A 23,719-nucleotide genomic window follows, 5' to 3' on the forward strand; every position below is an offset into this window, starting at 1 on the left:
ATCCTGGAAGCTTTGTTGCTAGATCTTGCTGTGGTCACCCACTCTACCACCTGTCGGTGGGAGCTTGGTTCGCGACCCCTGCCTCGCGCCCGTTCCCCGGTCTTTCTGGGGGCCGTTCCGCGCTGGCAGAGAGAAAGTTACGCCCGGGCGAATGCGAAGTCAAATCGGCAGTTCAGCGCGAAGGAAGCCCAGGTCAGGGGGTTGCGCGCGAGTCGATCTCGGGCACATCACGTAGATCGGGTTGGAGTGGCCCCGGCCACATTCAGGGCGGCGGGTGGCTGCGGCGGTCGGTGTCCGCAGCACACTCGGATCTCTTCTTCCCGCACGTACGCACGCGGGCGCGTGCGTACGTGCGAACCGTGTTGGCGAAAGCGCGTGATGACGGGCGACGAGCCGGTCGGCACCGGGTCCGGCTGAGGGGTGGACTCCGCGAGCGTGGCCAACCGGGGAGAGCGGTCAGCTACGACACTAGCTGGACCACACTCGACCGAAGTCGATGTGGACGCGGGTCACGAGCGGCGGGCGCACAGCACGTCCTCCACAGAACCGGGGCCGTCCCGCCTCGTCAACACCGCCCACAGGGTGGACGTCCCGGCTGGGTTTCCTTGACACCGAGTGACCGGCCGAACACGATCGAAGGGCCTGGACGCGTTGAGGGGCGCGTCTCGCGTGATGACACCGCCTTCTCCGGCGTTCCACCTGCCTGACCTTCTCCTGGCGCGCGCCGTCGTGGCCCGCGTCCCCCTCATTCCGCAAGGAGATCTGGCATGCCGAGCTCAGCCGTGATCGTCATCGTGGGCGCCGGCCCGAACGGGACCGGCCTGCTGGAACGGATCAGCGCCAACCTGAGCGCCGCCGAGGAGCTGTACTCGGGTCCGCTGGAGATTCACCTGGTCGATCCCTTTCCGCCGGGACCCGGACGGGTGTGGCGGCACGCGCAGTCACCGCTGCTGCGGATGAACTCGATGGCCGAGGACGTCACGATGTTCACCGACGAGTCGGTGCGATGTCAGGGGCCGGTGCGCCCCGGTCCCTCACTCGCGGAGTGGGCGGCCGATGTAGGCACCGGCAAGATCGCCGACGTGGAGCCTGATCCGGAGCTGATGTCGTTGCGCGGCAACGACTTTCCTTCCCGGCAGGCGCAGGGCAAGTATCTGGACTGGTTCTTCCGTCACACGATCCGGGGACTTCCGGACTCGGTGACCGTGCACGTGCACGCGAACACGGCGACCGCCATCACGGGGAGCTGTGACCAGTTGCAGCAGGTGTGGCTGGCCGACCGGGCGGCGCCGTTGACGGCGGACGCGGTGGTCCTGGCGCTCGGGCACCTGGACGCCCAGCCCGACGCCGAGCAGCGGCGGCTGGCCGCCTTCGCCGCCGAGCACGGGCTGTCCTACCTGCCGCCGGAGTACTCGGCCGACGCCGACCTGTCCGAGATCGGGGCCGGGGAGGCCGTGGTGATGCGCGGGTTCGGGCAGGCGTTCATCGACCTGATGGTGTTACTCACCGAGGGCCGCGGCGGACGGTTCGAGGCCACTCCGGACGGTCTGCGTTACCTGCCTTCGGGACGGGAGCCGGTGCTGTACGTCGGGTCCAGGCGCGGAGTTCCCCATCACGCGAAGACCACCTATCGGTTGCAGGGCGCGGCGCCGGACCTGCCCAGGTTCTTCGACGCGGACGCGGTGGACCGGCTGCTGGCCCAGCCGGGACGGCTGGAGTTCCGCCGGGACGTGTGGCCGGTGATCGCCAAGGAGATCGGCTGGGGCTACTACCGCGAGCTGTTCACCGGCCACCCGGACAAGGTCACGATGGACTGGGACGAGTTCGCCGGGAACTTCGCCGAGCTGGAGTTCCTCGGGCAGCGGATGCGGGACCTGGTGGCGCGGGCGGTGCCGGCGAGCGCGGACCGGCTCGACCTGGCCACGCTGGACCGGCCGTTGCGCGGGATGAGCTTCGACCGGTTATCTGACCTGGGCGGATATCTGCGCGACTACATCGAGCAGGATCTGGCGCGGCGGTCGGACCCGGCGTTCTCCGCGGACCTGGGGGCGTTCCTGGCGCTGCTGTCGGTGTACGGGCAGCTGCCGCGGCTGCTGGCGAGCGGGCGGTTGTCAGCGCGGTCGCAGGTCGAGGAGTTCGACGGGTGGTGGGCCGGGTTCTTCGGCTTCTACGCCAGTGGTCCGCCGGGTGACCGGCTGGCGCAGCTGCTGGCCTTGGCCCAGGCCGGGATCGTGCGGTTCCTCGGGCCGGACATGTGGGTGCGGACGGATGCCGGGCGCGGGCGGTTCGTGGCCGGCAGCGCCGTGGTGGCCGAGGAGCTGGTGGCGACCGGGATGATCGAGGCGCGGCTGCCCAGGGCGAACGCCAGGGGCAGTGCGGATGAGCTGCTGCGGCGCCTGGTCCTGGCCGGGGACGGCGCCGAGGAGGTGCTGGCCGAGGGCGCGTTCGGGCACAACACCGGGCTGCTGCTGGTTCGCGGGGAAGACGGGCGGGTGCTGGACCGGGACGGGCGGGCGCATCCGCGCCGGTTCGCGCTCGGCGCGCACACCAGCGGCCGGTCGGTGGCCGCGTTCGCCCGGCCGCGGTCCAACGCGCCCTCGTTCCGGCGCAACGACAAGGTGGCCAGGGAGCTGCTGCGGTTCCTGGCCAGCACGCCTGAGCCGGCCGGGCTGGTGCCGATTCCGCGCGCAGCAGAACTTGGTAGCCGGTTTGATGATCTTGTGCCGCGGCGTCACTGCTGATCAGCGTTTCGCTACTCCGTTGAGCTGACCCTCCGCAGTCAATTTCATCGCTGACCTGGGTGAACGCATCGCGCCAAGTTGGTCGGACGCCCTCGGAAATCTCGGTAGCGTCCGAAGGCGATGGACGACAACTGGCTCGTGAACCTCGTGCTGTTCCCGGCGACCTACCTGGTGGTCCTGACCGTCTTCGTGATCGTGTTGCGAAGGCTGCTGGGCTTCCGGGTCGGCCTGGTGCGGGCGGTCATAGCCGCGGTCATCGGGCTGCTCCTGATACCGCCGCTGGCCAGGGTGATGTTCCAGGCCGACAGCGCGGGCTCGCTGATCACCGTCTGGATCGGCCTGGCCGTGCTGGTGCCGATGGTGCTGCTCGTGCTGGCCGAGGTGCTGGTGCCGCCCGGTTCCGTGCCGGGTCCGGTCGAGTGGCTGCGCGGACTGCGGCGCCGGTTCGGGCGGGCGCGGCGGTACTCGCAGATCAGCCGGATCGCCTTCCGGCACGGGCTCAGCCCCTACTTGCGCGGCAGCCGGAAGTCGGCGACGCAGGGGCAGTCCAAGCTGGCCAGGTCGCTGTGGCTGGCGCTGGAGGACGGCGGCGTCACGTTCGTCAAGTTCGGCCAGGTGCTCTCCACCCGTCGGGACATCCTGCCGGAGGAGTTCGTCACCGAGCTGAGCCGATTGCAGCACCAGGTGGCTCCGGCGCCGTATGCCGAGGTCGAACTGGTGCTGCGGGCCGAGCTGGGCGACGCGCCGGAGGAGGTGTTCGCCGAGTTCGACCGGGAACCGCTGGCCGCGGCCTCGATCGCGCAGGTGCACCGGGCCACGCTGCGCACCGGGGAGCAGGTCGTGGTGAAGGTGCAGCGGCCCGGCATCCGGCCGGTGGTCGAGCGTGACCTGGACATCGTGGACCGGCTGGCCCGGACCCTGGAGGCGCGGACCCGCTGGGGCCGGGCGCTGGGCGTGGTGGAGTTGGCGAAGGGATTCGCCGACGCGCTGCGCGAGGAGCTCGACTTCCGGATCGAGGCGCGCAACATGGCCGCGGTCGAGGCCGCTGCCGCGGTACGTGGCGGTGATCCGGGGATCAGGCTGCCCGTGTTGCACGAGCAGCTGTGCACCCAGCGGGTGCTGGTGATGGAACGCCTCGACGGGGTGCCGCTCAGCGGGCGGTTACCCGACGGCGCGGACCGGCCGGAGCTGGCGCGCGCGTTGCTGCGGTGCCTGCTGCAGCAGGTGATGGTGGACGGCGTCTTCCACGCCGATCCGCATCCGGGCAACATCCTCGCGCTGACCGACGGGCGGCTCGGGCTGCTGGACTTCGGGTCGGTCGGCCGGCTCGACGGTCAGTTACGGGGCGCGGTGCAGAACCTGTTGCTGGCCATCGACCGTGGTGATCCCGCGGCGATGAGCGATGCCCTGCTGGAAGTGGTGAGCAGGCCGGATGAGATCGACGAGTCCGCGCTGGAGCGGGCTGTCGGGCAGTTCATGGCCCGGCACCTGGGTCCGGGCATGCGGCCGGACGTGGAGATGTTCACCGACCTGTTCCGGCTGGTCGCCGCCTACCAGCTGACGGTGCCGCCGGAGGTGGCCGCGGTGTTCCGCGCGCTGGCCACGATGGAGGGCACGCTGGCCGCGCTGGCGCCTGGCTTCAACATCGTGGCGGAAGCGCGGTCCTTCGCCGGGGACAAGGTGAGCGCGGCGCTGCACCCGTCCTCGCTGAAGGAGGCGGCGAGTCAGGAGCTGCTGGCGCTGATCCCGGTGTTGCGCAGGCTGCCGCGGCGGCTGGAGCGGATCACCGGCGCGCTGGAACGCGGCAGGCTCGGGGTGAACGTGCGGTTGTTCGCCGACGAACGGGACCGGCGCGTGCTGCGCGGGTTCCTGAACCAGGTGCTGCTGACCGTGCTGACCGCGACCACCGGTGTGATGGCGGTGCTGTTGCTGGGCACCACCGCCGGTCCGATGGTGGCCGACGGGATCAGCCTGCTGCACGTGTTCGGCTACAACCTGCTGGTGATCAGCTCGGTGATCGCGTTGCGGGTGCTGTACCTGGTGTTCCGGCGAGAGACGTGAAGGAGGTTCGGCTGGTCTGTGACAGAACCATGACATGCCACGGGCATGGCTGATACATCGCGGATGGACGGTGTAGGCATGCGTCCCTCCTCGACCGGTTCCTTCGTGGCCTGGCGGATCGCACTGTCCGCGCCGCTGTTCCTGCTCGCCTTCGTCGTCAGCTACATCTCCTTCGTGCGCACGCCCGAGGGGCAGCGCTGGGAGAACGAGGTGCTGGCGGCCGGCGGCCGCGGGCCGGGGCTGCTGCTCAGGGACGAGGACTCCGGACTGCTGGAGCTGATGAACGATCGACCGCTGCTGATCGGCGCGGTGGTCGGCGTAATCCTGGTGGCGCTGGTCGGGCGGCGCTGGTGGGCAGGGCTGGCCGCGCTGGTGGCGACCGGGCTCACCGTGGCCTGCTCGCAGGTGTTGAAGCTGTCGCTACTGGAGCGGCCCAGGCTGGGTGCCGGGCGGTTCCTGCCCTCGCACAACAGCTTCCCCAGCGGTCACGTCAGCCTGGCCATGGCTCTGGTGCTGGCGCTGCTGCTGGTGCTGCCCAGCAGGCTGCGGGTGCTGGCGGCCGTGCCGGGCGCGCTGTGGGTGGCGACGGTGTCGACCGCGACCATGGAGGCTGGCTGGCACCGGCTGAGCGACACGCTGGGCGGCGGTCTGCTGGCGGCGGCGGTGTGCTGCCTGCTGGTGGGCGTGCTGCTGGCGGTGGGTCAGGCTCGTCGGGTGGTGCGGCGGCCGAGCCCGATCGGGCTGACGCTGGGCTGGCTCGCGGCGGTGGCCGCGGTCGGCTGGTTCGTGCTGCGGTACACCGGCGCGGACGCCACTCCGACGGACATCGCGATGGCGGCGGCGCAGTCGGCCAGTGTGCTGATCGTGCTGGCGGTCACGGCGCTGCTCCGGTCGATCGAACTGCTCGCGCCCGTGGCGGCAACCGAGCGTGCGGCGGCACCGCCTGCGGGGCCACCGCCGCTGCCCGGACCGTTGCCGGGACAGCGCCGGGTGGCGAGCGCCGAGGAGCTGAACTACTACCGGCAGCACCTGGTGCCTTGACGAGCAGATCCCAACTCGGCCGGTGGCAGCAGCGTTGAGTGGTCGCCGGAGACGGTCGGGTCGTGCCGGGATGGTGGTCAGTTGCGGTCGCTGGTCTGAGAAGCAGTGGGAGTACTGGAGCAGGTAGCGGGGCGAGCGGGGCTTGGGCCTCGGCCAGGGCACAGGCGAAGGGTGTTCAAGATCAGTTTGTGACCACCGACCTGAACACCCTTCTCACCACACTCTACGTCAAGATCGACGACCATCTCGGCAAACCCGCCCGCACCCCGCTGGCTACGTTTCCTGCCCGCACGCCTGCCCGGCGCCTTCGGCTACCTGCCCAGCGATCCGGCTACAACAAACGCCGCCGAGCCGCGGTCCCCCAGCTCAAACACCTCATCCGAGCCCTGGCCCGCGACACCGACCTGTGCACCGAAGCCACCTGGATCGTGGACTCCACCCCGACCGAGCGCGCCCGCTCCCGCGAGACCGCTCGCCGCACAGAACCAGCCGGGTGGGCCGGACACGACTACTGCTCCAGCCACTCCCGCAGGACTGCCCATCACCTGGGCACCGGCCAACCCGAAACTGGACGAACGCCAGATCCTCATGGCACCGCTGGAGCACGACCCGACCGTGCCGCACCAGCGACTCGGCCTGCTCCCTCTGGCCGACAAGGGCTACCGCTCAGCCACACTCGACAACTTCCTGACTGAGCGCGGGGTGCCACTGCTGTACCCCAACTACCGCATCCACATCCCACGTCCAGGCCAACACCTGCTCAAGCCGTTCCGGCAACTGATCGAGTCGGTCTTCCACACCCTCAAAGGCCAACTCGACCTGGAAAGACACGGCGGAGGCAGCATCGACGGAGTCACCGCCCGCATCGCCCAACACATCCTGGCGATGACCGCCGCTATCTGGCACAGCCGTGCCACCCGCCAGCCAGTCACCCGATCCCTGACCGCCTACGACCACTGATCAAGTTAGGACTTACTCATCTAGGGCTTGTACTTGGGGGGCGGGGTGGTGGGGTCGGGGGTGCGGGGCATGACGGTGGTGGAGACCGGGCCGTCCATGACCGCGCCGTGGCGCATCAGCCAGGCCGAGACCTCGGTCTTCACCACGGCCAGGGTGGGGCGGCGGCGCGGGTCGGGGTCCAGGGCGGCGGCCAGCAGGTGGCGGTGGGCGCTCTGTTGCGGGATGTGGGTGCAGGGGGTGCCCTTGGCCGCGGCCATCAGCGCCGAGACCGGGGTTTCGAAGACGCCTCGGGGCGGATGGGCGGCCAGGGCGTAGCTGACCGTGGCAGCCAACTGCCAGGCGTCGGCGGAGGGGGAGGCGGAGGCTCCGGCGGCGACCTCGGGGGCGATGAAGTCGGGGGTGCCCATCATCATGCCGGTGGCGGTCAGGGTGCTGTCGCCTTTGGAGCGGGCGATGCCGAAGTCGATGAGGTGGGCGGTGCCGCCCTCGTCGAGGACCACGTTCGCGGGCTTGACGTCGCGGTGCAGCACGCCTTGGTCGTGCGCGTCGGCCAGGGCGCCGGCCATGGTGGCCCACAGGCGGGCGGCGGAGACGTCGTCGATGACTCCCCCGTTGTGCACGGCGTCGGCGAGGGTGCCGCCTTCGATGTACTCCATGACGATGGCCAGGCCGTCGGGTTCCTCGACCACGTCGTAGACCCGGACGCAGTTCGGGTGCCGGACGGCGGCCAGGGCGCGGGCCTCGCGGAGCATGCGCTGCTCGGTCTCGGCGTCGGGGGCGTGCGCCAGCTTCACCGCGACGGTGCGGCCGAGGCTGGTGTCCATGGCGAGCCAGACCTGGCCGAAACCGCCCGCGCCCAGCTTGCGCAGCCTGCGGAACCGGCCGCCTGCGGGGTGCCAGACGCCGCCTCGGGGCAGCACCGGGGTGGTGCGGGTGCCGCCGGAGGCCATCCGGCCCGCGCCTGCGACCGCACCCGCGGCGGCGGCACCGGCGGCACCGGCACCGGCACCTGCGAGGAAGGCGGGCAGGGGGCCGGGGGTGTTGGCCAGGGCGCCGGCTGGGGCCTGGAGGGTCGGGGGCTTGCCGCTCATGACCGCGGGTGGGCGGCCGGAGGCGCCGGGCGGGGGTTGCTGGCCCGCGGCGGACGGCGGTTGCTGGCCTGCGGAAAGCGGCTGCTGGCCTGCGGCGGATGGGGACTGCTGGCCCGCGGCCGAGTGCGGGGGCTGGCCGACGAAGGCCGTGGGGGGTTCCTGGCCCGCGTTGGCGGTTCGGGAGGCTTGGCCGCGGACGACCGTGGGTGGCTCCTGGCCGGCGACGACGGTCGGTGGGGCGTGGCCGCGGACGACGGTGGGGGGTTCCTGGCCTCGGACGACCGTCGGCGGTTCCTGGCTCCGGACCACCGTGGGTGGCTCCTGACCTCGGACCACTGTGGGCGGTTCCTGGCCGGGGCGGCCTGCGCCGGGCGGGGGCTGCGGCGCGTTGCGCGCGGACTGAGGCGGAGGTGCGGACTGGGCTGAGTTGGCGTGGCCGGAGTTCGCGTGGGCCGCGTGCATCGGGGCCGGGGCGACCTTGGTCGCGGTGGCGGGTTTCGCCGGGAGGGGTTCGGCCAGGCGGACGGCTGGGTCGATGCGGGTGGGGTTGGGCGGTGCTGTGGTGGGTTTGCGCGGGAGTTGGTTGCTGGCTGGGCGGACCGGCTCGGCCAGGGGTTTTGGCTTGGGGGGCGGCAGGGGCTGGCGGGGTTCCAACTGGCGTTTCTCCGCGGGTTCGGGGTCGCGTTCGGAGCGGACGATGACCGAGCGGCGGGGTGAGCCGATCAGCATGACCGCGAAGATGCCCGCGATCGAGGTGGGCAGGAAGCCGAGCCACAGGTGGCCGAGGATGCTGGCGCTCAGCGGCACGGTCAGGATGGCCAGCAGGACGTACGGCAGCCGGAAGAACAGCCAGGCAGGCCATTTCGGGCCGCGGCGGAAGGCCAGCAGGCTCTGGAAGATCACCGCCAGCAGGATGAGCACCGGCAGCACGCCGATCAGGAAGATGTAGCCGATGGAGCCCAGCCAGCTGGTGGCGCCACCGGGGTTGAACAGGGCGTCCGCGGCTTCCGGGGCGTTGGCCAGGTACTGGCCCTGGGTGCCCAGGAAGCAGAAGTCCCGGCCCATGGACTCGCCCGCGCCGGTCAGGCCGCCGACCTGCACTCCCCTGGCGGCCGCGGTGATGATCCGGTCGGTGGCGGTGAAGGCCAGCCAGGGCAGGACCAGGGTGCCTGCCAGGCCGAAGGCGGCGATCGGGATGGTGGTCGCCGGGGTGTACCGGTTGCCGATGCCGTGCCGCAGCAGGGCGACGCAGATCGCGCCCAGTGGTGGCAGCAGGCCGAAGACCACACCGGCCGCGGTGACGGTCCAGGCCCAGTCGCCTGGGCAGACCGCGAAGCCGAACAGACCGTGCAGCGTCGACAACAGCGAGCCGACCAGATGGACGACCGCGTCCACGAACCCCTCCAGACCCACTTCACCGGAAGCTGACGACATCCACCCTATTAGTCCTTACATCGGGTGTACGTGCCCGCACGCTCCGCGAGTGGGTTTTCTGGGCCCGCTCAACGCACTGGCAACGGAAAAGCCACTGGACTGTGACGTCCGGCGCGATCAACCGCCCGGACTCCAAAGAACACGTTGTCCTTCGACCGCTTGACCGTCGCCCGGGTGACATCGCCTACCGGGACGACATGGGTCCACCAGGTGTCCGTGGTCTCCCGCCAGAGGACCTCGTACCCGGCCAGGTCGGCCTCCGGGCCCCGCTGCCAGACCAGCTCGGTGTCGTTGGTCAGCGCCTGGGTGAGGATGCCGACGCCGGTGGGGGTGCCGGGGGCCTGCGCGAGGGACCACAGGGTGGCCAGGTTGACCTTGGCGACGCGGGCGATGTAGTCGAAGTCGCAGAACTCGGGCAGGTCGCCGTACTGCTTGCCGTCCTGCACCCGGACGTCCTGGTGCTGGTGCGCGAAGTCCTCGTTCGGCTCGGTGAACCGGGCCGCGGGGAAGCCCAGCTCCAGGAACGGGATGTGGTCGCCGCCGCGCAGGTACCGGTCCCGCCGGTGGATCACCCGGACGTTCATGCCGGTCACGTCCTCGCCCGCGACCTCGCGGACGTACCTGGCCAGCTGGCGGGTGGCCGAGTCGTTCTCGCCGCCGACCGAGCGGCGGACGTTGGCCTGCTCCGGGGTTTCCGAGGTGGGCACGCCCTCGGCGAACAGGCGCACCGTGCGCGGGTCCTTGCTGCCGTCGTCGGCGGTGCTGCTGCCCACGATGTCGTTGGTGAACATGCCCTGCACGTCCGCGCCGGCCGCCTTGAGCTGCTTGGCCAGGTGGCGGGAGCCGTGCAGGCCCTGCTCCTCCCCCGAGACCGCGGCGAAGACCACGGTGGCCTCCACCGGGCGCTTGGCCATGATCCGGGCCAGTTCCAGCACCACCGCCACGCCCGAGGCGTCGTCGTCGGCGCCCGGCGCGTCGCTGACCGCGTCCATCACGTCCGAGGCGCGCGAGTCGTAGTGGCCGGCGACCACGTAGGTGCGCTTGGTGGTCGTGCTGCCGCGCAGGGTGGCCAGCACGTTGGTGATCTTGGTGGGCACCGGGATGCGCGGGTCCGGCTGCTGGATGTAGGACTGGAGCTCGACGGTCAGCCTGCCGCCGGAGGCCGCGGCGTAGCGGCTGAGCTCGGCGAAGAGCCAGTCCCGGGCCGCGCCGATGCCGCGCTTGGGGTCGTCCTGGCTGGAGAGGGTGTGCCGGGTGCCGAAGGCGGCCAGGGTGCGCACCGTCGCCTCGATCCGCTTCGGGTCGATCTCGCGCAGCAGGGCGCGCAGCTCGCGGTCGCCCGGCCGCCCGGCCGGGGCGGCGGCTTCGGCGGCGGCCTGCGCGGCGCCTGCCGGTAAGATCAGCGGGGCCGCCGCGGTGGTCAGGGCGGCCGTCAGGAAGGTGCGTCGGCTGGGCGACTCAGGGGCCATGTGCCCTGTCTAGACAGTCAGCGCGGGGTGGTAAAGCCGCCAAAGGAACCGATTACCGGGAAGCAGCCGGGCTACCCGCGCGTTGCACCGGACATGCCGCTGTCTCGTTCCGTCCCGTTGTCCGTGCTCGACCTGGCCATCATCACCAACGGCTCCACCGCGACCGCCGCGTTGCGCGAGACCCTGGACCTGGCCACGCAGACGGAGAGACTGGGCTACCACCGGTTCTGGCTGGCCGAGCACCACAACATGCCCGGCGTGGCCAGCAGCGCGCCCGCGGTGCTGATCGGCCAGGTGGCCGCGGTCACCTCGACCATGCGGGTCGGCTCCGGCGGGGTGATGCTGCCCAACCACCCGCCGCTGGTGGTGGCCGAGCAGTTCGGCATGCTGGAGGCGCTCTACCCCGGCCGGATCGACCTGGGCCTGGGCCGCGCGCCGGGCACCGACCCGCGCACCGCGCAGGCGCTGCGCCGCTCCGCCTCGCCGCTGTCGGCCGATGACTTCCCCGAGCAGCTCGGCGAGCTGGTGCGCTACTTCGACGAGCCCGTGCCAGGCGAGCCCGAGCCGCCGGTGCGCGCGGTGCCCGCCGCGGGCAACCGGCCGCCGGTGTGGCTGCTGGGCTCCAGCGGGTACAGCGCGCGGCTGGCCGGGATGCTGGGGCTGCCGTTCGCCTTCGCGCACCACTTCAGCGCGGAGAACACGCTGCCCGCGCTGCGGCTCTACCGGGACAACTTCCGGCCCTCCGCCGAGCTGGACCGCCCCTACGCCATGGTCTGCGCCTCGGTGATCGCCGCGGACACCGACGAGCACGCGCGCTGGCTGGCCGGTCCCGGCGGGCTGTCCTTCCTGCGGCTGCGCGGCGGGCGGCCGGGGCTGTTCCCGACCGCGCAGGAGGCCGCCGACTACCCGTACTCGGCGCTGGAGCGGGAGTTCGTGGAGGCCAGGTTCGCCAGCCAGATCATCGGCGGGCCGGAGACGGTGGCGGCCGGGCTGGAGAAGCTGCTGGCCGAGACGATGGCCGACGAGCTGATGGTGACCTCGATGGTGCCCGGTCACGCGGAGCGACTGCGCTCCTTCGAACTGGTCGCCAAGATCGCGGCATAAAAGAGAGCCCCGAGGCCGCTGGGGGTCCGGCCTCGGGGCTCTGAGGTCTCATTATCTTGGTGGTAGAACCACCATCGCGCTGAGACTCGTCAACTATAGCTCGTCCGGCGGAGAGCGGTACATCCTCCAATCGAACGGATGGGGCCGGATTCTGCTAGTCACAAGGAGTGAGTGCGCGTGGTCTCGCGGGCGTACTCCGTGAGCTGGGCCACCACGAACCGATGGTCCTCCACCTGGGGCAGCCCGGAGACGGTGATCGAGCCCACCACGCCGACACCACGCACCGTCACCGGGAACGAGCCGCCGTGCGCGGCGTAGACGTCCGGGTCCAGCCGCATGGTCTCCTCGAAGGTGCTGCCCTTGGCCCGGCACTGCTCGCCGATGAGGAAGGAGCTGTGCCCGAACCGGGCGACCACCCTGGCCTTGCGCTCCACCCAGGCGTCGTTGTCGGCGGAGGTGCCGGGCAGCGCGGCGTGGAAGAGCCGCTGGCCGTTGCGGTGGATGGCCACCACCACCGGCAGCGCGGCCGCGCGCGCTGCCGAAACCAGGCGCGTGCCCAGCTCCCAGGCGGTGTCGTTGTCGAAGCGGTCGAACTGCAGGTCCAGCTCCTGCTCGGTGAGTTCGTCCAGGGTCCAGGGGCTGCTCATGCCGTCACCACCACGGGCTCGTTCGACTCGGCGGACCGCTTGGCCGCCTCGATGATCTCCAACGCGGCGATCGCGCTCGCCGGTTCGACCGGCAGCGGGCCGCCCGCGCGCAGCGCCGCGACCACCGCGGCGTAGAAGTCCTGGTACGCGCCGGGCTCGGTGGGCACCGGCTCGGCCTCCGCGCCGACGCCGAGCTGTCCCCAGGCCGAGTGAACTTCGGTCCCCCAGCCCGGTGAACCTGGAATGCCGCCCGCGGCCATCGCGTCCTCCTGCGGGTCCAGGCCGAACTTGGTGTAGCCGGCCGCGTCGCCGAGCACCCGGAAGCGCGGGCCGAGCTGCGCGGACAGCGCGCTCATCCACAGGTGCGAGCGCACGCCGCCCTGGTGAGTGAGCGCGACGAAGGCGTCGTCGTCGACCTGGGCACCGGCCCTGACCTGGCCCAGTTCGGCGTAGACCGAGGTCACCGGGCCGAACAGCTGGAGCGCCTGGTCGATGAGGTGCGCGCCCAGGTCGAACAGGATGCCGCCGGCCTCCTCCGCGCCGGGCAGCTCGCGCCAGTTGTCCCAGGGGGTCGGCGCCCAGCGCTCGAACCGGGACTCGAACCGGTGCACCCGGCCCAGCCGTCCGTCCTCGACCAGCTTGCGCAGGGTGAGGAAATCGTTGTCCCAGCGGCGGTTCTGGAACACCGTGAGCGGCACCCCGGCCGCCGCGGCGCGCTCGGTGAGCTGCCTGGCCTGCTCGGCGCTGGGCGCGAATGGCTTGTCCACCACCACCGGCAGTCCGGCCTCGATCGCGGCCAGCGCGAGCGGCACGTGCGTGCGGTTGGGGGTGGCCACCACCACCAGGTCCAGCTCGTCCCTGGCGGCGAAGAGGTCCTCGGCGGAGGCCAGCACGCGGGTGTCCGGGTGCCGTTCGCGCAGCGCGGCCTGGCGTTGCGGGTTGGCGGTGACCACGGCGCTCAGCCGCAGACCGGGGGTGGCGGCGACCAGTGGGGCGTGAAAGACGGCGCCTGCGATGCCGTACCCGAGCACCCCGACGCGGAGATCGTCTGTGGAGACCATATCGAGATTAAAACAACACTGTTGATTAACAGCAAGATGCCATGATCTGAAACTGATGTCGGAACCGTCGACCCCGCGACCGCCTGCGAGCGGCGCCAACCTCCGCGCGCTGCGCGGCCACAACAGCACGCTCGTGCTCGACCTCATCCGCGGCACCGAGGGCCTGAGCCGGGTGGAGATCGCCCAGCGAACCGGGCTGACCGCGCAGGCGGTGTCCAAGATCGTGGCGCGGCTGATCGAGGAGGGCCTGGTCGCCGAGTCCGGTCAGGCCGCGCCGACGGTGGGCAAACCGCGCACGCTGCTGCGGCTGCTGCCCGAGGCCCGTTTTGCCCTCGGCGCGCACGTGGACCGGGACGAGCTGCGGTTCGTGCTGGTCGACCTGGCCGGCGCGGTGCTGGACCGCCGCCGGGTGCCGATGCCGGCCGTGCCCACGCCGGATGTGGTGATCCCGCTGCTCGCCCAGCACGCGCTGGGCATGGTCAGCGGTGGCGCGGTGCCGCAGGGCAAGCTGCTCGGCCTCGGCATCGGCTGCCCCGGCCCGCTGGACCACCACACCGGCGTGGTGCACCAGGCCACCCATCTGCCCGGCTGGGTGGACGTGCCGCTGCGCGACCGGGTGGCGGCGATGACCGGGCTGCCGGTGATCCTGGACAAGGACACCAACACCGCGATCGTGGCCGAGGGCTGGCGCACCGAGGGCCTCTCCGAAGCCGCGCTGGTCTACATCGGCACCGGCATCGGCGCCGGGCTGGTGCTCAACGGGGTGGTGCACCGGGGCAGCCGGACCAACGCGGGCGAGTTCGGCCACACCACGCTGCAGGCCACCGGGCCGCACTGCGCGTGCGGGCGGCGCGGCTGCGTCGAGGTGCTCTGCTCGCCGGCCACCGTGCTGGCCAGGGTGCGCCGCCGGCGCGGCACCGGCGGGCCGCCCTCGCCGATCAACCCCGAGGTGCTGCCGGAGTTCCAGCAGCTGTGCGCGGACGCCGCGGCCGGGGACCGGGTGGCCAGGGCCGAGCTGACCAGGGCGGCCCGGCTGCTCGGCGGGGCGGTGGCCGACCTGGTGAACCTGCTCGACATCGACCAGGTGGTGCTGGCCGGGCGCGCGGTGGAGACCGCGCGGGAGTACTACGTGCGGGAGATCGAGCGGGCGCTGCGCACCCAGATCCGCTCGCCGGAGTGGCAGCCGGTCCGGGTCACCGTCTCCGACCTGGAGCAGGACCTGGTGGCCGCGGGCGCGGCGATGCTGCTGCTGTCCACCTTCTACGGGCGCCAGCAGCTGGGCCAGGCGCGCAGCGGGTGAGCTAGGCGCTCTGCTTGTCCTGCTTGTCCTTCTCCAGGGTGCCGTCCAGGTTGACCCCGCGGAAGCTCAGCACCAGCAGCGAGACCGCGCCGAAGAACAGCGCGATGTCGGCCACGTTGCCGACGAACCACCCGTTGTAGTCGATGAAGTCGACCACGTGGCCCCTGGCGAAACCCGGTTCGCGGAAGAGCCGGTCCAGCAGGTGGGTGCTCGCGCCGCCGAGCAGCAGGCCCAGGGCCAGCGCCCAGCCGGTGGAGCGGACCCGCAGCGCGATCCACACCAGCGCGATCACCGCCACCCCGCTGAGGATGGCGAAGACCCAGGTCGACTCGGCGCCGAGGGAGAAGGCCGCGCCCGGGTTGTAGAGCAGCCGGAAGCGGATGAACTCCCCGATCACCGGGATCGGGGCCTGGCCGGTCAGCGCGTCGACCGCCCAGAACTTGGTCAGCTGGTCCAGCACCAGCAGCACCGCGGCCACCAGCAGCGTCAACAGCAGACGGCGGGGCGCGGCGGGGTTCGCTGGCGTGCTCTCGGTGCTCATCACCCGACAGCGTAAGCCGATCGACCGAACCGTGTCGCTCCCAGCTGTCTCCCAGCCCCGGTCCAGGCTGCTCGCAGATCCGGCGGCCATACCTGACACCGGTCGCGAGAACGCGGCCGTCCCGGTGGAGGGTTGGTGATCGACATGGGCGGTGCGGTGGTGACGCCCCGGGTTGAACGTCCAGGCGAGCGGGCGCGGACGGCGACCGTGGACATCGTGGTGCCGGTGTTCAACGAGGAGAAGGCGTTGCCCGGCTGCCTGCGCGTGCTGCACGCCTACCTCAGCGCGCACTTCCCGTTCGACTGGACGATCACGGTGGCCGACAACGCCAGCACCGACGGCACGCTCACCGTGGCCAGGCGGATCGCCGAGGCCGCGCCGAGGGTGCGGGTGCTGCGGCTGGAGGAGAAGGGGCGCGGGCTGGCGCTGCGCACCGCGTGGGGGTTCAGCGACGCCGATGTGGTGGTGTACATGGACGTCGACCTGTCCACCGGCCTGGACGCGCTGCTGCCGCTGGTCGCCCCACTTGTCAACGGGCACTCCGACCTGGCCATCGGATCGCGGCTGGCGGCGGGCTCGCGGACCGTGCGCGGGCCGCGGCGGGAGCTGATCTCGCGCGGCTACAACGCGCTGGTCCGGCTGGCGCACGGCGCGCGGTTCTCCGACGCGCAGTGCGGGTTCAAGGCCGCGCGGTCCGAGGTGGTCCGGCCGCTGCTGGAGCGGGTGGCGGACAACTCCTGGTTCTTCGACACCGAGCTGTTGCTGCTGGCCGAGCACAACGGGCTGCGGGTGCACGAGGTGCCGGTGGACTGGGTGGAGGACACCGACAGCCGGGTGCGGATCGCCAGGACCGCCTGGGAGGACGTGCGCGGGCTGCTGCGGGTGGCGCGGGCCAAGGCGAGGGGGACGGCCACCGTGGACAACCTGCCGCAGCGGCCCGATCCGGCGCCGACCCACCCCGACGCGGTGCTGGGCCGCAGGGACGGCGGGCTGCTGTGGCAGCTGGTGTCCTTCGGGCTGATCGGCGCACTGTCCACAGTGGCCACCGCGGCGCTGTACGCGCTGTTCCGGGGCTGGCTGGATCCGTTGGCGGCCAACCTGTTCGCGCTCACCCTGACCACGATCCTGAACACCGAAGCCAACCGGCGCTTCACCTTCCTCGGCTGGACGGGGTCGAAGCGCACGGCGCACCTGCAAGGGCTGCTGGTCTTCGCGCTGTACTACGCGCTCACCTCGGGCGCGCTGCTCGCGCTGCACGCCGCCGAGCCGGAGCCCTCGCGCTGGCTGGAGGTCGCGGTGCTGCTGGGCTCCTCGGTGCTGGGCACCGCGGCCCGGTTCGTGGTGCTGCGCGGCTGGGTCTTCAAGAACCGGAAGGACAACTCGGCATGAGCCGGATTCGTTGGCGGCACTGGGCATTGCTCGCGATCTGCGGGCTGGCCGCGGTGCTCTACGGCTGGGCGCTGAGCCCGCAGGGCTGGGGCAACGCCTATTACTCGGCCGCGGTGAAGTCGATGTCGCAGAGCTTCACCCACTTCCTGTTCGCCAGCTTCGACCCGGTCGGCGTGGTCACGGTGGACAAGCCGCCGATGGGCCTGTGGCCGCAGGTGCTGTCGGTGTGGATCTTCGGCTACACCGGCTGGGCGGTGCTGCTGCCGCAGGTGCTGGCCGGGGCCGCGGCGGTGTTCCTGGTGCACCGCACCGTGCGCCGCTGGGCCGGGGAGCAGGTGGCGCTGCTGGCCGCACTGGTCTTCGCGCTGACCCCGATCACGGTGGCGATCAACCGGGACAACAACCCGGACACCCTGCTGGTGCTGCTCTTGGTCGGCGCGGCCTACGCCTTCACCAGGGCGGTGCAGACGGAGGTCGCGCCGGGGCGGCGGACGCGGTGGCTGCTGCTGGCCGCGTTCCTGATCGGGTGCGGGTTCCTGACCAAGATGTTGCAGGCGTGGATCGTGCTGCCAGTGTTCGTGGCGGCGTACCTGGTCGCCGGGGTCGGCACGGTGCGGCGGCGGCTGCTGGACCTGCTGGCGGCGGCGGGGGTGGTGGTGGTGTCCTCGTTCTGGTGGGTCGCGGTGGTGGACCTGTGGCCGGGTGAGAAGCCGTACATCGGCGGGTCCACGGACGGGTCCGCGCTGGATCTGGTGTTGGGCTACAACGGTTTGGGGCGGATCTTCGGGCGCGGCGGTGGCGGTGGGGGCATGCCGCCGCCGGGGGTGGAGGTGCCCAGCGGGGCGGTCATGATGGGCGGCGGTGGGTTCGGTGGCACGGCCGGGCCGCTGCGGATGTTCAACGAGCAGAACGGCGGGCAGATCAGCTGGCTGCTGCCGCTGTGCGCGGTGGCGCTGGTGCTGGCCGCGGCGACGGTGTTCCGGCGCGGGGTGTCCGGGCAGGTGCGGGCCGGCTGGGTGCTGTGGGGTGGCTGGCTGCTGGTCACCGGGGCGGTGTTCAGCTTCGCGGCGGGGACCTTCCACCCTTACTACACGACGATGCTGGCCCCCGCGGTGGCCGCGGTGTCGGCGGCCGGGGCGCGGGAGCTGTGGCGGCGGTACCGGCAGCCGGGGTTCTGGTGGGTGCTGACGCCGGTGGCGGTGGCCGGGACGGCGGCGTGGGCCTTTGTGTTGGTGTCGCGGGACATCAGCTGGCAAGGGTGGGCCCGGTGGGCGACGGTGGCGGTGGCCGGGATCGCGGTGCTGGCGCTGGTGCTGGGGCGGTTGCCCAGGATCGTGGTGGCGCGGCGGGTCGGAGCTGTCGCGGCGGTGGCCGGGTTGTTGCTGACGCCTGCGGTGTGGTCGGCGGAGAAGGCGTTCGCGGGGACCGCCGGGGCGATGGACGGGACGAACCCGACGGCTGGGCCGGAGAGTGCCGGGCGAGGCGGGCGGGGACAGTTGCCGCCAGGGGCTTCGGGGCAGGACGCTGGTGGGCCGGGTGCTGGTGGGCAGGGCGGGCAGCCGCCGAGCGGGCAGGCTTCCGGCGGGCAGGGGTCGGGCTCGCAGCGGCCGGATGGCGCTCACGGGAGCGCGGGCGGTCCCCGGCTGGTGACCGGTGGCCGGCGGTTCGGTGGGAACGGGACCACGTTGTCGGAGGAGCAGAAGAAGATCCTCGCCTACACCACCGCGAACTCCCGGGGCGCGGAGATCGTGCTGGCGGTGGAGGGCGGGTCGGCGGGGGCCTCGCCGTTCCTGATCAACAGCGACGTGACCGTGGTCGGCATGGGCGGGTTCAGCGGCGGGGATCCGGCGCCGAGCCTGGACCAGCTGAGCCGGTGGAAGGCGGAGGGCAAGCTGGCCTTCGTGCTCACCGACGGCGCTTCCGGCATGCGGGTGCGCGGTGGCGAGACCGGGCGGAATACCTGGATCGAGCAGCACTGCAAGCTGGTCGAGCCGAGCGCCTACGGCGGGTCGGGTGAGCAGAAGCTGTACTCCTGTCTCACCTGATCGGGGCCATCCAGCAGGCTCCCAGGAAACTCCCAGGTTGGGCGGGAAGACTGGTGGTGTGGACACCGCTGAGCCTTCCCGCCCGGCCAGGGTGCTGGTCGTCGACGACGAGCCCAACATCCTGGAGCTGCTCTCGGCCGCGTTGCGGTTGAGCGGGTTCGAGGTGCACGCCGCGGACACCGGCGGCCGGGCGCTGGCCCTCGCGCGGGAGGTCGCGCCGGACATCGTGGTGCTGGACGTGATGCTGCCGGACCAGGACGGGTTCACCCTGGCCCGGCGGCTGCGCGCGGTGCGCGAACACCTGCCGGTGCTCTTCCTCACCGCGCGGGACGGGGTGGCCGACCGGATCGCCGGGCTCACCGCCGGTGGCGACGACTACGTGACCAAGCCGTTCAGCCTGGAGGAGGTCGTGCTGCGGCTGCGGGCGATCCTGCGCCGCACCAGGGCGATGGCCGAACCGGCCGGGGCGAACGGGAAGCTGCGCTACGCCGATGTGGTGCTGGACGAGGACGCGCACGAGGTGCGCCGCGACGGCACGCTGATCACCTTGTCCCCCACCGAGTTCAACCTGCTCCGCTACCTGATCACCAACGCGGAGAAGGTGGTCAGCAAGGCGCAGATCCTGGACCGGGTGTGGAGCTACGACTTCGACGGCGACGGGCGGATCGTGGAGTCCTACATCAGCTACCTGCGGCGCAAGCTGGACTTCCGCGATCCGCCGCTGATCCACACCATCCGCGGCGTCGGCTACACCCTGCGGCTGCCCAGGACCGGCGCCAGGTGAGGCGGGCGCTCACCCTGCACGCCCGGCTGCTGCTGACCCTGTTGCTGTTGTCCGGGCTGGGACTGGCGGTGGTCGCGGTGACCAGCCACCTGCTGCTTGCCCAGTCCCTGATGTCCAAAGTGGACGAACAGCTGCGCGGCCTGGCCCGGCCCTTCGCCACCGACCGCCCGCCGCCGCGGATGCGCCCGCCGGAGGACCACCGCCCGGACCGGCAGCTGCCCACCGACGTCCGGGTGCTGTTCTTCAGCGCGGGCGGCGACCTGTGGGACAGCCTGGGCAACCTGCCCGGCGACATCAACGGCCCCGACCTCTCCGGTCTGGACCGCGCGAAGGCGCTGGCGCACAACGAGCGGCCGTTCGAGGTGCCGGACCGTTCCGGCGGCAGCGACTGGCGGGTGCGGGCGGCGGTGACCCCCACCGGGGACACCGTGGTCACCGCGCACTCGCTGGCCGGGCTGGACGCCACGCTCAACCAGCTGCTGCTGATCGAGCTGGTGGTCGGCGTGCTGGTGCTGGGACTGCTGGGCGCGGCGGCCACCGCGGTGGTGCGGATCGGGCTGCGGCCGCTGACCCGGATCGAGCACACCGCGCAGGCCATCGCGGGCGGGGAGCTCGACCGGCGGGTGCCGGATGAGGATCCGCGCACCGAGACCGGGCGGCTGGGCGCGGCGCTGAACGTGATGCTCGGGCGGCTCGGCGACGCGCTGCGCGCCCGCGAGCAGTCCGAGGGCAGGCTGCGGTTGTTCGTCGGGGACGCCTCGCATGAGCTGCGCACCCCGCTGACCTCGATCCGCGGCTTCGCCGAGCTGTACCGCAAGGGCGGCGCGCCGGAGCGGGCGGACGTGGACCGGATCATGAGCCGGATCGAGGCCGAGGCCAGCCGGATGGGCCTGCTGGTGGACGACCTGCTGCTGCTCGCCCAGCTGGACCAGCAGCGGCTGTTCGACTTCGCCGAGGTGGACCTGCTGGTGCTGGCCGGGGACGCCGCGCATGACGCCAGGGCGCTGGACGACGGCCGCAAGATCACCCTGGTGGCCAAGGACGGGCCGGTGCGGGTGCTGGGCGATGAGTACCGGCTGCGGCAGGTGCTGGCGAACCTGGTGACCAACGCGCTGCGGCACACCCCGGCGGGCACCCCGGTGCGGATCACGCTGACCCGCGAGCCCGCGGCGGCGCAACGCGCGGCGCCCGCGGCGGCGGCCGGGACCGCGCCGCCGACCGGGGGCGAGGTGGCGGTGCTGGAGGTCGCCGACGACGGGCCGGGCATCCCGCCGGAGCACGCGGCGCACGTCTTCGACCGGTTCTACCGGGCCGATCCGGGGCGCAGCCGGGCCAAGGGCGGATCGGGACTGGGGCTGGCGATCACGGCGGCGATCGTGCACGCCCATGGCGGGCGGGTGGAGCTGCACACCGCTCAGGGTTCGCGGTTTCGTGTGCTTTTGCCGCTCGTTTAACCCGATCCAGGAAATGCCATTGGGTGAGGCAATTACCGCGAGTATTCGATTTCTGTATTGTGCGGAATGACGACTACACTTGGCTCGCTGTTCGCAGCTTGACGAAAGCGAGCCCCCGCGTGAACTACCTGCTCGCCGACCGCTATCGCCTTGACGGTGAGCTGGGCCGGGGCGGAATGAGCGTGGTCTGGCACGGATTCGACACCGTGCTGGAGCGCGAGGTCGCGGTGAAGGAACTGCGCACTCCGCCCGACTGGTCGGCCGCCACCGCCGCCGCGCAGCACGAGCGCATCCGGCGGGAGGCCACCAGCGCCGCCCGAATTGATCACCCGAACGTGGTCAGGGTGCACGATCTGGTGAGTGCGGACGGTCGGCCGTGGATCATCATGGAGCAGATTCCCAGCCGGTCGCTGCAACAGGTGGTGGACGAGGACGGGCCGCTGCCGCCGGTAGTGGTCGCGCGGATCGGGCTGGCCGTGGTGGAGGCGCTGGACAACGCGCACCACCGGGGAATTCTGCACCGGGACGTGAAACCGGCGAACATCCTCCTCGCTGATGACGGCCAGATCTTCCTGACCGATTTCGGCGTGGCCCGGCTGACCGAGGCGGAGACCGCGGCCACCACCGGCGCGCTGCACGGTTCGCCCGGATATCTGGCGCCGGAGCGGTTGAAGGGGCAGCTCCCCCGGCCTGCCTCGGACTTCTGGTCGCTGGGCGCGACGCTGTACACCGCGGTGGAGGGCCGCTCGCCGTACGCGCGGGAGACCGCGGCGGCCACCCTGACCGCGACGATCACCGCGGAGTCGCCGCCGCTGTCCAGGGCGGGCGCGCTGGCGCCGGTGGTCTCGGCGCTGTTGCGGCGCAACCCGGTGGACCGGCCGGGACCGGACCAGCTGCGCGAACAGCTCGGGCGGATCATGACCGGCCAGGCGGGCACTCCCCCGCCGCCGGTCCCGCTCACCGGCCCGCCGCCGCGCCGCACCAGCCTGCTCTTCGTCGGCATGGCCATGCTCGCGATCAGCGTCGCCCTCCTGGTCTACCTGACCCTGAGTCCCTAACCCGCGCGGATCGCGGACAGGCGCAGGCCGGTGACCGGGTCGGGGGTGACCTCGGCCAGGCGGGTGGACCAGTAGAGGTGCCCGTGCGGGGACCACAGCGGGGCCAGCGGGAGCTCGCGGAGCGCGATGTTCTCGGCCAGGCGGAGGTCGCGGTCGGCGGCATCCGAGGTGGCCGCGGTGGTGATCAGCTCGGTGTAGGTGGCGTTGGTGAAGCCGACTTCCGCGGCCAGGGTGGTCAGCAGGGCGGTGGGGTGGGGGTAGGCGGCGCGGGCGGTGAGCAGGTAGGGGCCGTCGAAGCGGTGGTGCCGCGCGGACTCGGTGTACTCGGCGGCGGGCAGGCCCTTGGCCTTGATCTCCGGCGCGTTCAGGGACAGGCGGAGCTGGGCGGCCAGGGGTTCGGCCCAGGTGCGCTGGTCGGTGTCCTGGTTGAAGTAGATCGTCAGGTTCTTCGGCAGTTCGCTCTGGCGGGCGAGCAGGGCGGCGGCCTGCACGTCGTGGTTGCAGGGGCGGCAGGCGGAGTCCTTGCGGTCCGCGCCCAGGGCCTGCGGCAGCAGCGCGGTGGCCGGGGTGACCCGGTGCGCCAGCGGGCCGGTGGCCAGGGCCTCGCGGTCGATGCCCATGGACAGGGCGTGCCTGCGGGCCTGGTCGGCGAACTCCGGGCGGGCCGGGAAGGCCAGGTAGGTGGCCTCCGGTTGCGGCCAGGTGGCGCTGCGGCTGGCGAACTGGCCGGTGAGCTGGCCGTGCTCAGCGGCCGGGATCTCGGTGGCCAGGTCGATCTTGCCCGCGGTGAGCTGGGCGTACTGGGCCGCGGCGTCGGCGACCAGCACGGTGATGGCCTCGGACTTGGCCTTGGTGGCGCCCGCGTAGTCCGGGTTGGCGACCAGGCGGGTGCCGTTCGACCAGGGGCGTTCGGCGCGGAACGGGCCGTTGCCGACCAGGGTGGTCCAGTCCTTGCGGGTCAGCGCGGCTTCGGTCAGCGGGGCGAGCAGGGTGCTGGTCAGCGCGACCGGGAAGTGCCGCAACGGCTTGGCCAGGGTGACCTCCAGGGTGAGCTCGTCCGGCGCGCCCACCTCGCGCACGCCCAGCTCGTCCAGCAGCGCGCCGGCGGCCCACTTCTCCTGCCGGGCCGCCGCCCAGGTCTGGGCGTAGGACTTCGCGGTCACCGGGGTCTTGTCGTGGAAGCGCCAGCCCGGTCGCAGCCGGATCGTCCACCGCCGTTGGTCGGGAGATTCCACCCGTTCCGCGGCGGCCGGCACCGGGGCCGCGCCCGGGTTGTCCGCGGCCAGCAGCGGTGTCCACAGCGCGCCGGTGAGCAGCTTTCCCGGGTGGTCCACGGCCTGGCCGGGCAGCAGGGTGGCCGGTTCGGTCACCGCGATGGTGAACGTGCCGGGCTGGGGCGGCGGCGGGGTCTCGGCGGTGGTGCAGGCGGTCAGGGCGCTGACCGCCAGGGCCGTCAGCAGGGTGTCGCGGCGGCGCATCCGGGCTCCTCCTCCGGGGGCGATGCCTTGTCCCCCACGGGAACCCAGCCTAGGTTGTTCC

The 23,719-nt window shown here is 72.0% G+C and carries 17 protein-coding genes; 11 read left to right on the top strand and 6 right to left on the bottom strand.

The window, feature by feature from the left end; translation table 11 throughout:
* Positions 1-767: 767 nt before the first annotated feature.
* From M8C13_RS42855 to M8C13_RS42870, 4 genes are all read left to right on the top strand, one after another.
* A complete protein-coding gene (locus M8C13_RS42855) occupies positions 768-2,741 on the top strand; it encodes an FAD/NAD(P)-binding domain-containing protein (protein ID WP_252486585.1) in 1,974 nt (657 codons plus the stop codon).
* 120 nt (positions 2,742-2,861) lie between these two features.
* Complete coding sequence (locus tag M8C13_RS42860) at positions 2,862-4,802, top strand: AarF/ABC1/UbiB kinase family protein (protein WP_252486586.1); 1,941 nt, start codon at positions 2,862-2,864, stop codon at positions 4,800-4,802.
* Positions 4,803-4,880: 78 nt separating this feature from the next.
* A complete protein-coding gene (locus tag M8C13_RS42865; RefSeq protein WP_252486587.1) occupies positions 4,881-5,843 on the top strand; it encodes a phosphatase PAP2 family protein in 963 nt (320 codons plus the stop codon).
* A 588-nt stretch (positions 5,844-6,431) separates the two neighbouring features.
* Positions 6,432-6,803 (top strand): hypothetical protein, encoded by a 372-nt coding sequence (locus tag M8C13_RS42870; RefSeq protein WP_252486588.1) that lies wholly within the window; start codon positions 6,432-6,434, stop codon positions 6,801-6,803.
* Positions 6,804-6,823: 20 nt separating this feature from the next.
* Here M8C13_RS42870 and M8C13_RS42875 read toward each other — a convergent pair whose 3' ends face one another.
* The gene (locus M8C13_RS42875; protein WP_252486589.1) at positions 6,824-9,289 is read right to left on the bottom strand and encodes a protein kinase; all 2,466 of its coding nucleotides are present in this window, start codon (positions 9,287-9,289) and stop codon (positions 6,824-6,826) included.
* 107 nt (positions 9,290-9,396) lie between these two features.
* Positions 9,397-10,797, bottom strand: coding sequence for a M20/M25/M40 family metallo-hydrolase (locus M8C13_RS42880; protein ID WP_252486590.1), 1,401 nt, complete (start codon positions 10,795-10,797; stop codon positions 9,397-9,399).
* 93 nt (positions 10,798-10,890) lie between these two features.
* Here M8C13_RS42880 and M8C13_RS42885 point away from each other — a divergent pair, with 93 nt between their 5' ends.
* On the top strand, positions 10,891-11,901 hold the full coding sequence (locus M8C13_RS42885; protein ID WP_252486591.1) for an LLM class flavin-dependent oxidoreductase: 1,011 nt from the start codon (positions 10,891-10,893) through the stop codon (positions 11,899-11,901).
* 158 nt (positions 11,902-12,059) lie between these two features.
* On the opposite strand, the gene M8C13_RS42890 is transcribed toward M8C13_RS42885, so the two are convergent.
* Positions 12,060-12,548: a heme-degrading domain-containing protein gene (locus tag M8C13_RS42890; protein ID WP_252486592.1), complete on the bottom strand. Its 489-nt coding sequence runs from the start codon at positions 12,546-12,548 to the stop codon at positions 12,060-12,062.
* Entirely contained in the window at positions 12,545-13,609 is a 1,065-nt protein-coding gene (locus M8C13_RS42895) for a Gfo/Idh/MocA family oxidoreductase (protein WP_252486593.1), read from the bottom strand. Before M8C13_RS42895 ends, M8C13_RS42890 begins: the two co-directional genes overlap by 4 nt.
* A 55-nt stretch (positions 13,610-13,664) precedes the next feature.
* Here M8C13_RS42895 and M8C13_RS42900 point away from each other — a divergent pair, with 55 nt between their 5' ends.
* Positions 13,665-14,909: an ROK family transcriptional regulator gene (locus M8C13_RS42900; RefSeq protein ID WP_252486594.1), complete on the top strand. Its 1,245-nt coding sequence runs from the start codon at positions 13,665-13,667 to the stop codon at positions 14,907-14,909.
* Between the two features lies 1 nt (position 14,910).
* On the opposite strand, the gene lspA is transcribed toward M8C13_RS42900, so the two are convergent.
* A complete protein-coding gene (lspA, locus tag M8C13_RS42905) occupies positions 14,911-15,450 on the bottom strand; it encodes a signal peptidase II (RefSeq protein WP_252486595.1) in 540 nt (179 codons plus the stop codon).
* 144 nt (positions 15,451-15,594) lie between these two features.
* Here lspA and M8C13_RS42910 point away from each other — a divergent pair, with 144 nt between their 5' ends.
* The 5 genes from M8C13_RS42910 (at position 15,595) to M8C13_RS42930 (ending at position 22,180) form a co-directional block, all read left to right on the top strand.
* Entirely contained in the window at positions 15,595-16,839 is a 1,245-nt protein-coding gene (locus tag M8C13_RS42910; protein WP_252486613.1) for a bifunctional glycosyltransferase family 2/GtrA family protein, read from the top strand.
* On the top strand, positions 16,836-18,884 hold the full coding sequence (locus M8C13_RS42915; RefSeq protein ID WP_252486596.1) for a glycosyltransferase family 39 protein: 2,049 nt from the start codon (positions 16,836-16,838) through the stop codon (positions 18,882-18,884). Before M8C13_RS42910 ends, M8C13_RS42915 begins: the two co-directional genes overlap by 4 nt.
* Positions 18,885-18,942: 58 nt before the next feature.
* Positions 18,943-19,668, top strand: coding sequence for a response regulator transcription factor (locus tag M8C13_RS42920; protein WP_252486597.1), 726 nt, complete (start codon positions 18,943-18,945; stop codon positions 19,666-19,668).
* Positions 19,665-21,122: a cell wall metabolism sensor histidine kinase WalK gene (locus tag M8C13_RS42925; protein WP_252486598.1), complete on the top strand. Its 1,458-nt coding sequence runs from the start codon at positions 19,665-19,667 to the stop codon at positions 21,120-21,122. The genes M8C13_RS42920 and M8C13_RS42925 overlap by 4 nt, the downstream gene beginning before the upstream one ends.
* A gap of 119 nt (positions 21,123-21,241) precedes the next feature.
* The gene (locus tag M8C13_RS42930; RefSeq protein ID WP_252486599.1) at positions 21,242-22,180 is read left to right on the top strand and encodes a serine/threonine-protein kinase; all 939 of its coding nucleotides are present in this window, start codon (positions 21,242-21,244) and stop codon (positions 22,178-22,180) included.
* On the opposite strand, the gene M8C13_RS42935 is transcribed toward M8C13_RS42930, so the two are convergent.
* Positions 22,177-23,658 (bottom strand): ABC transporter substrate-binding protein, encoded by a 1,482-nt coding sequence (locus tag M8C13_RS42935; protein ID WP_252486600.1) that lies wholly within the window; start codon positions 23,656-23,658, stop codon positions 22,177-22,179. The two genes, M8C13_RS42930 and M8C13_RS42935, sit on opposite strands and share 4 nt — an antisense overlap.
* Between the last annotated feature and the right edge of the window lie 61 nt (positions 23,659-23,719).

The organism is Crossiella sp. SN42 (genome assembly GCF_023897065.1).
Lineage (GTDB): Bacteria > Actinomycetota > Actinomycetes > Mycobacteriales > Pseudonocardiaceae > Crossiella.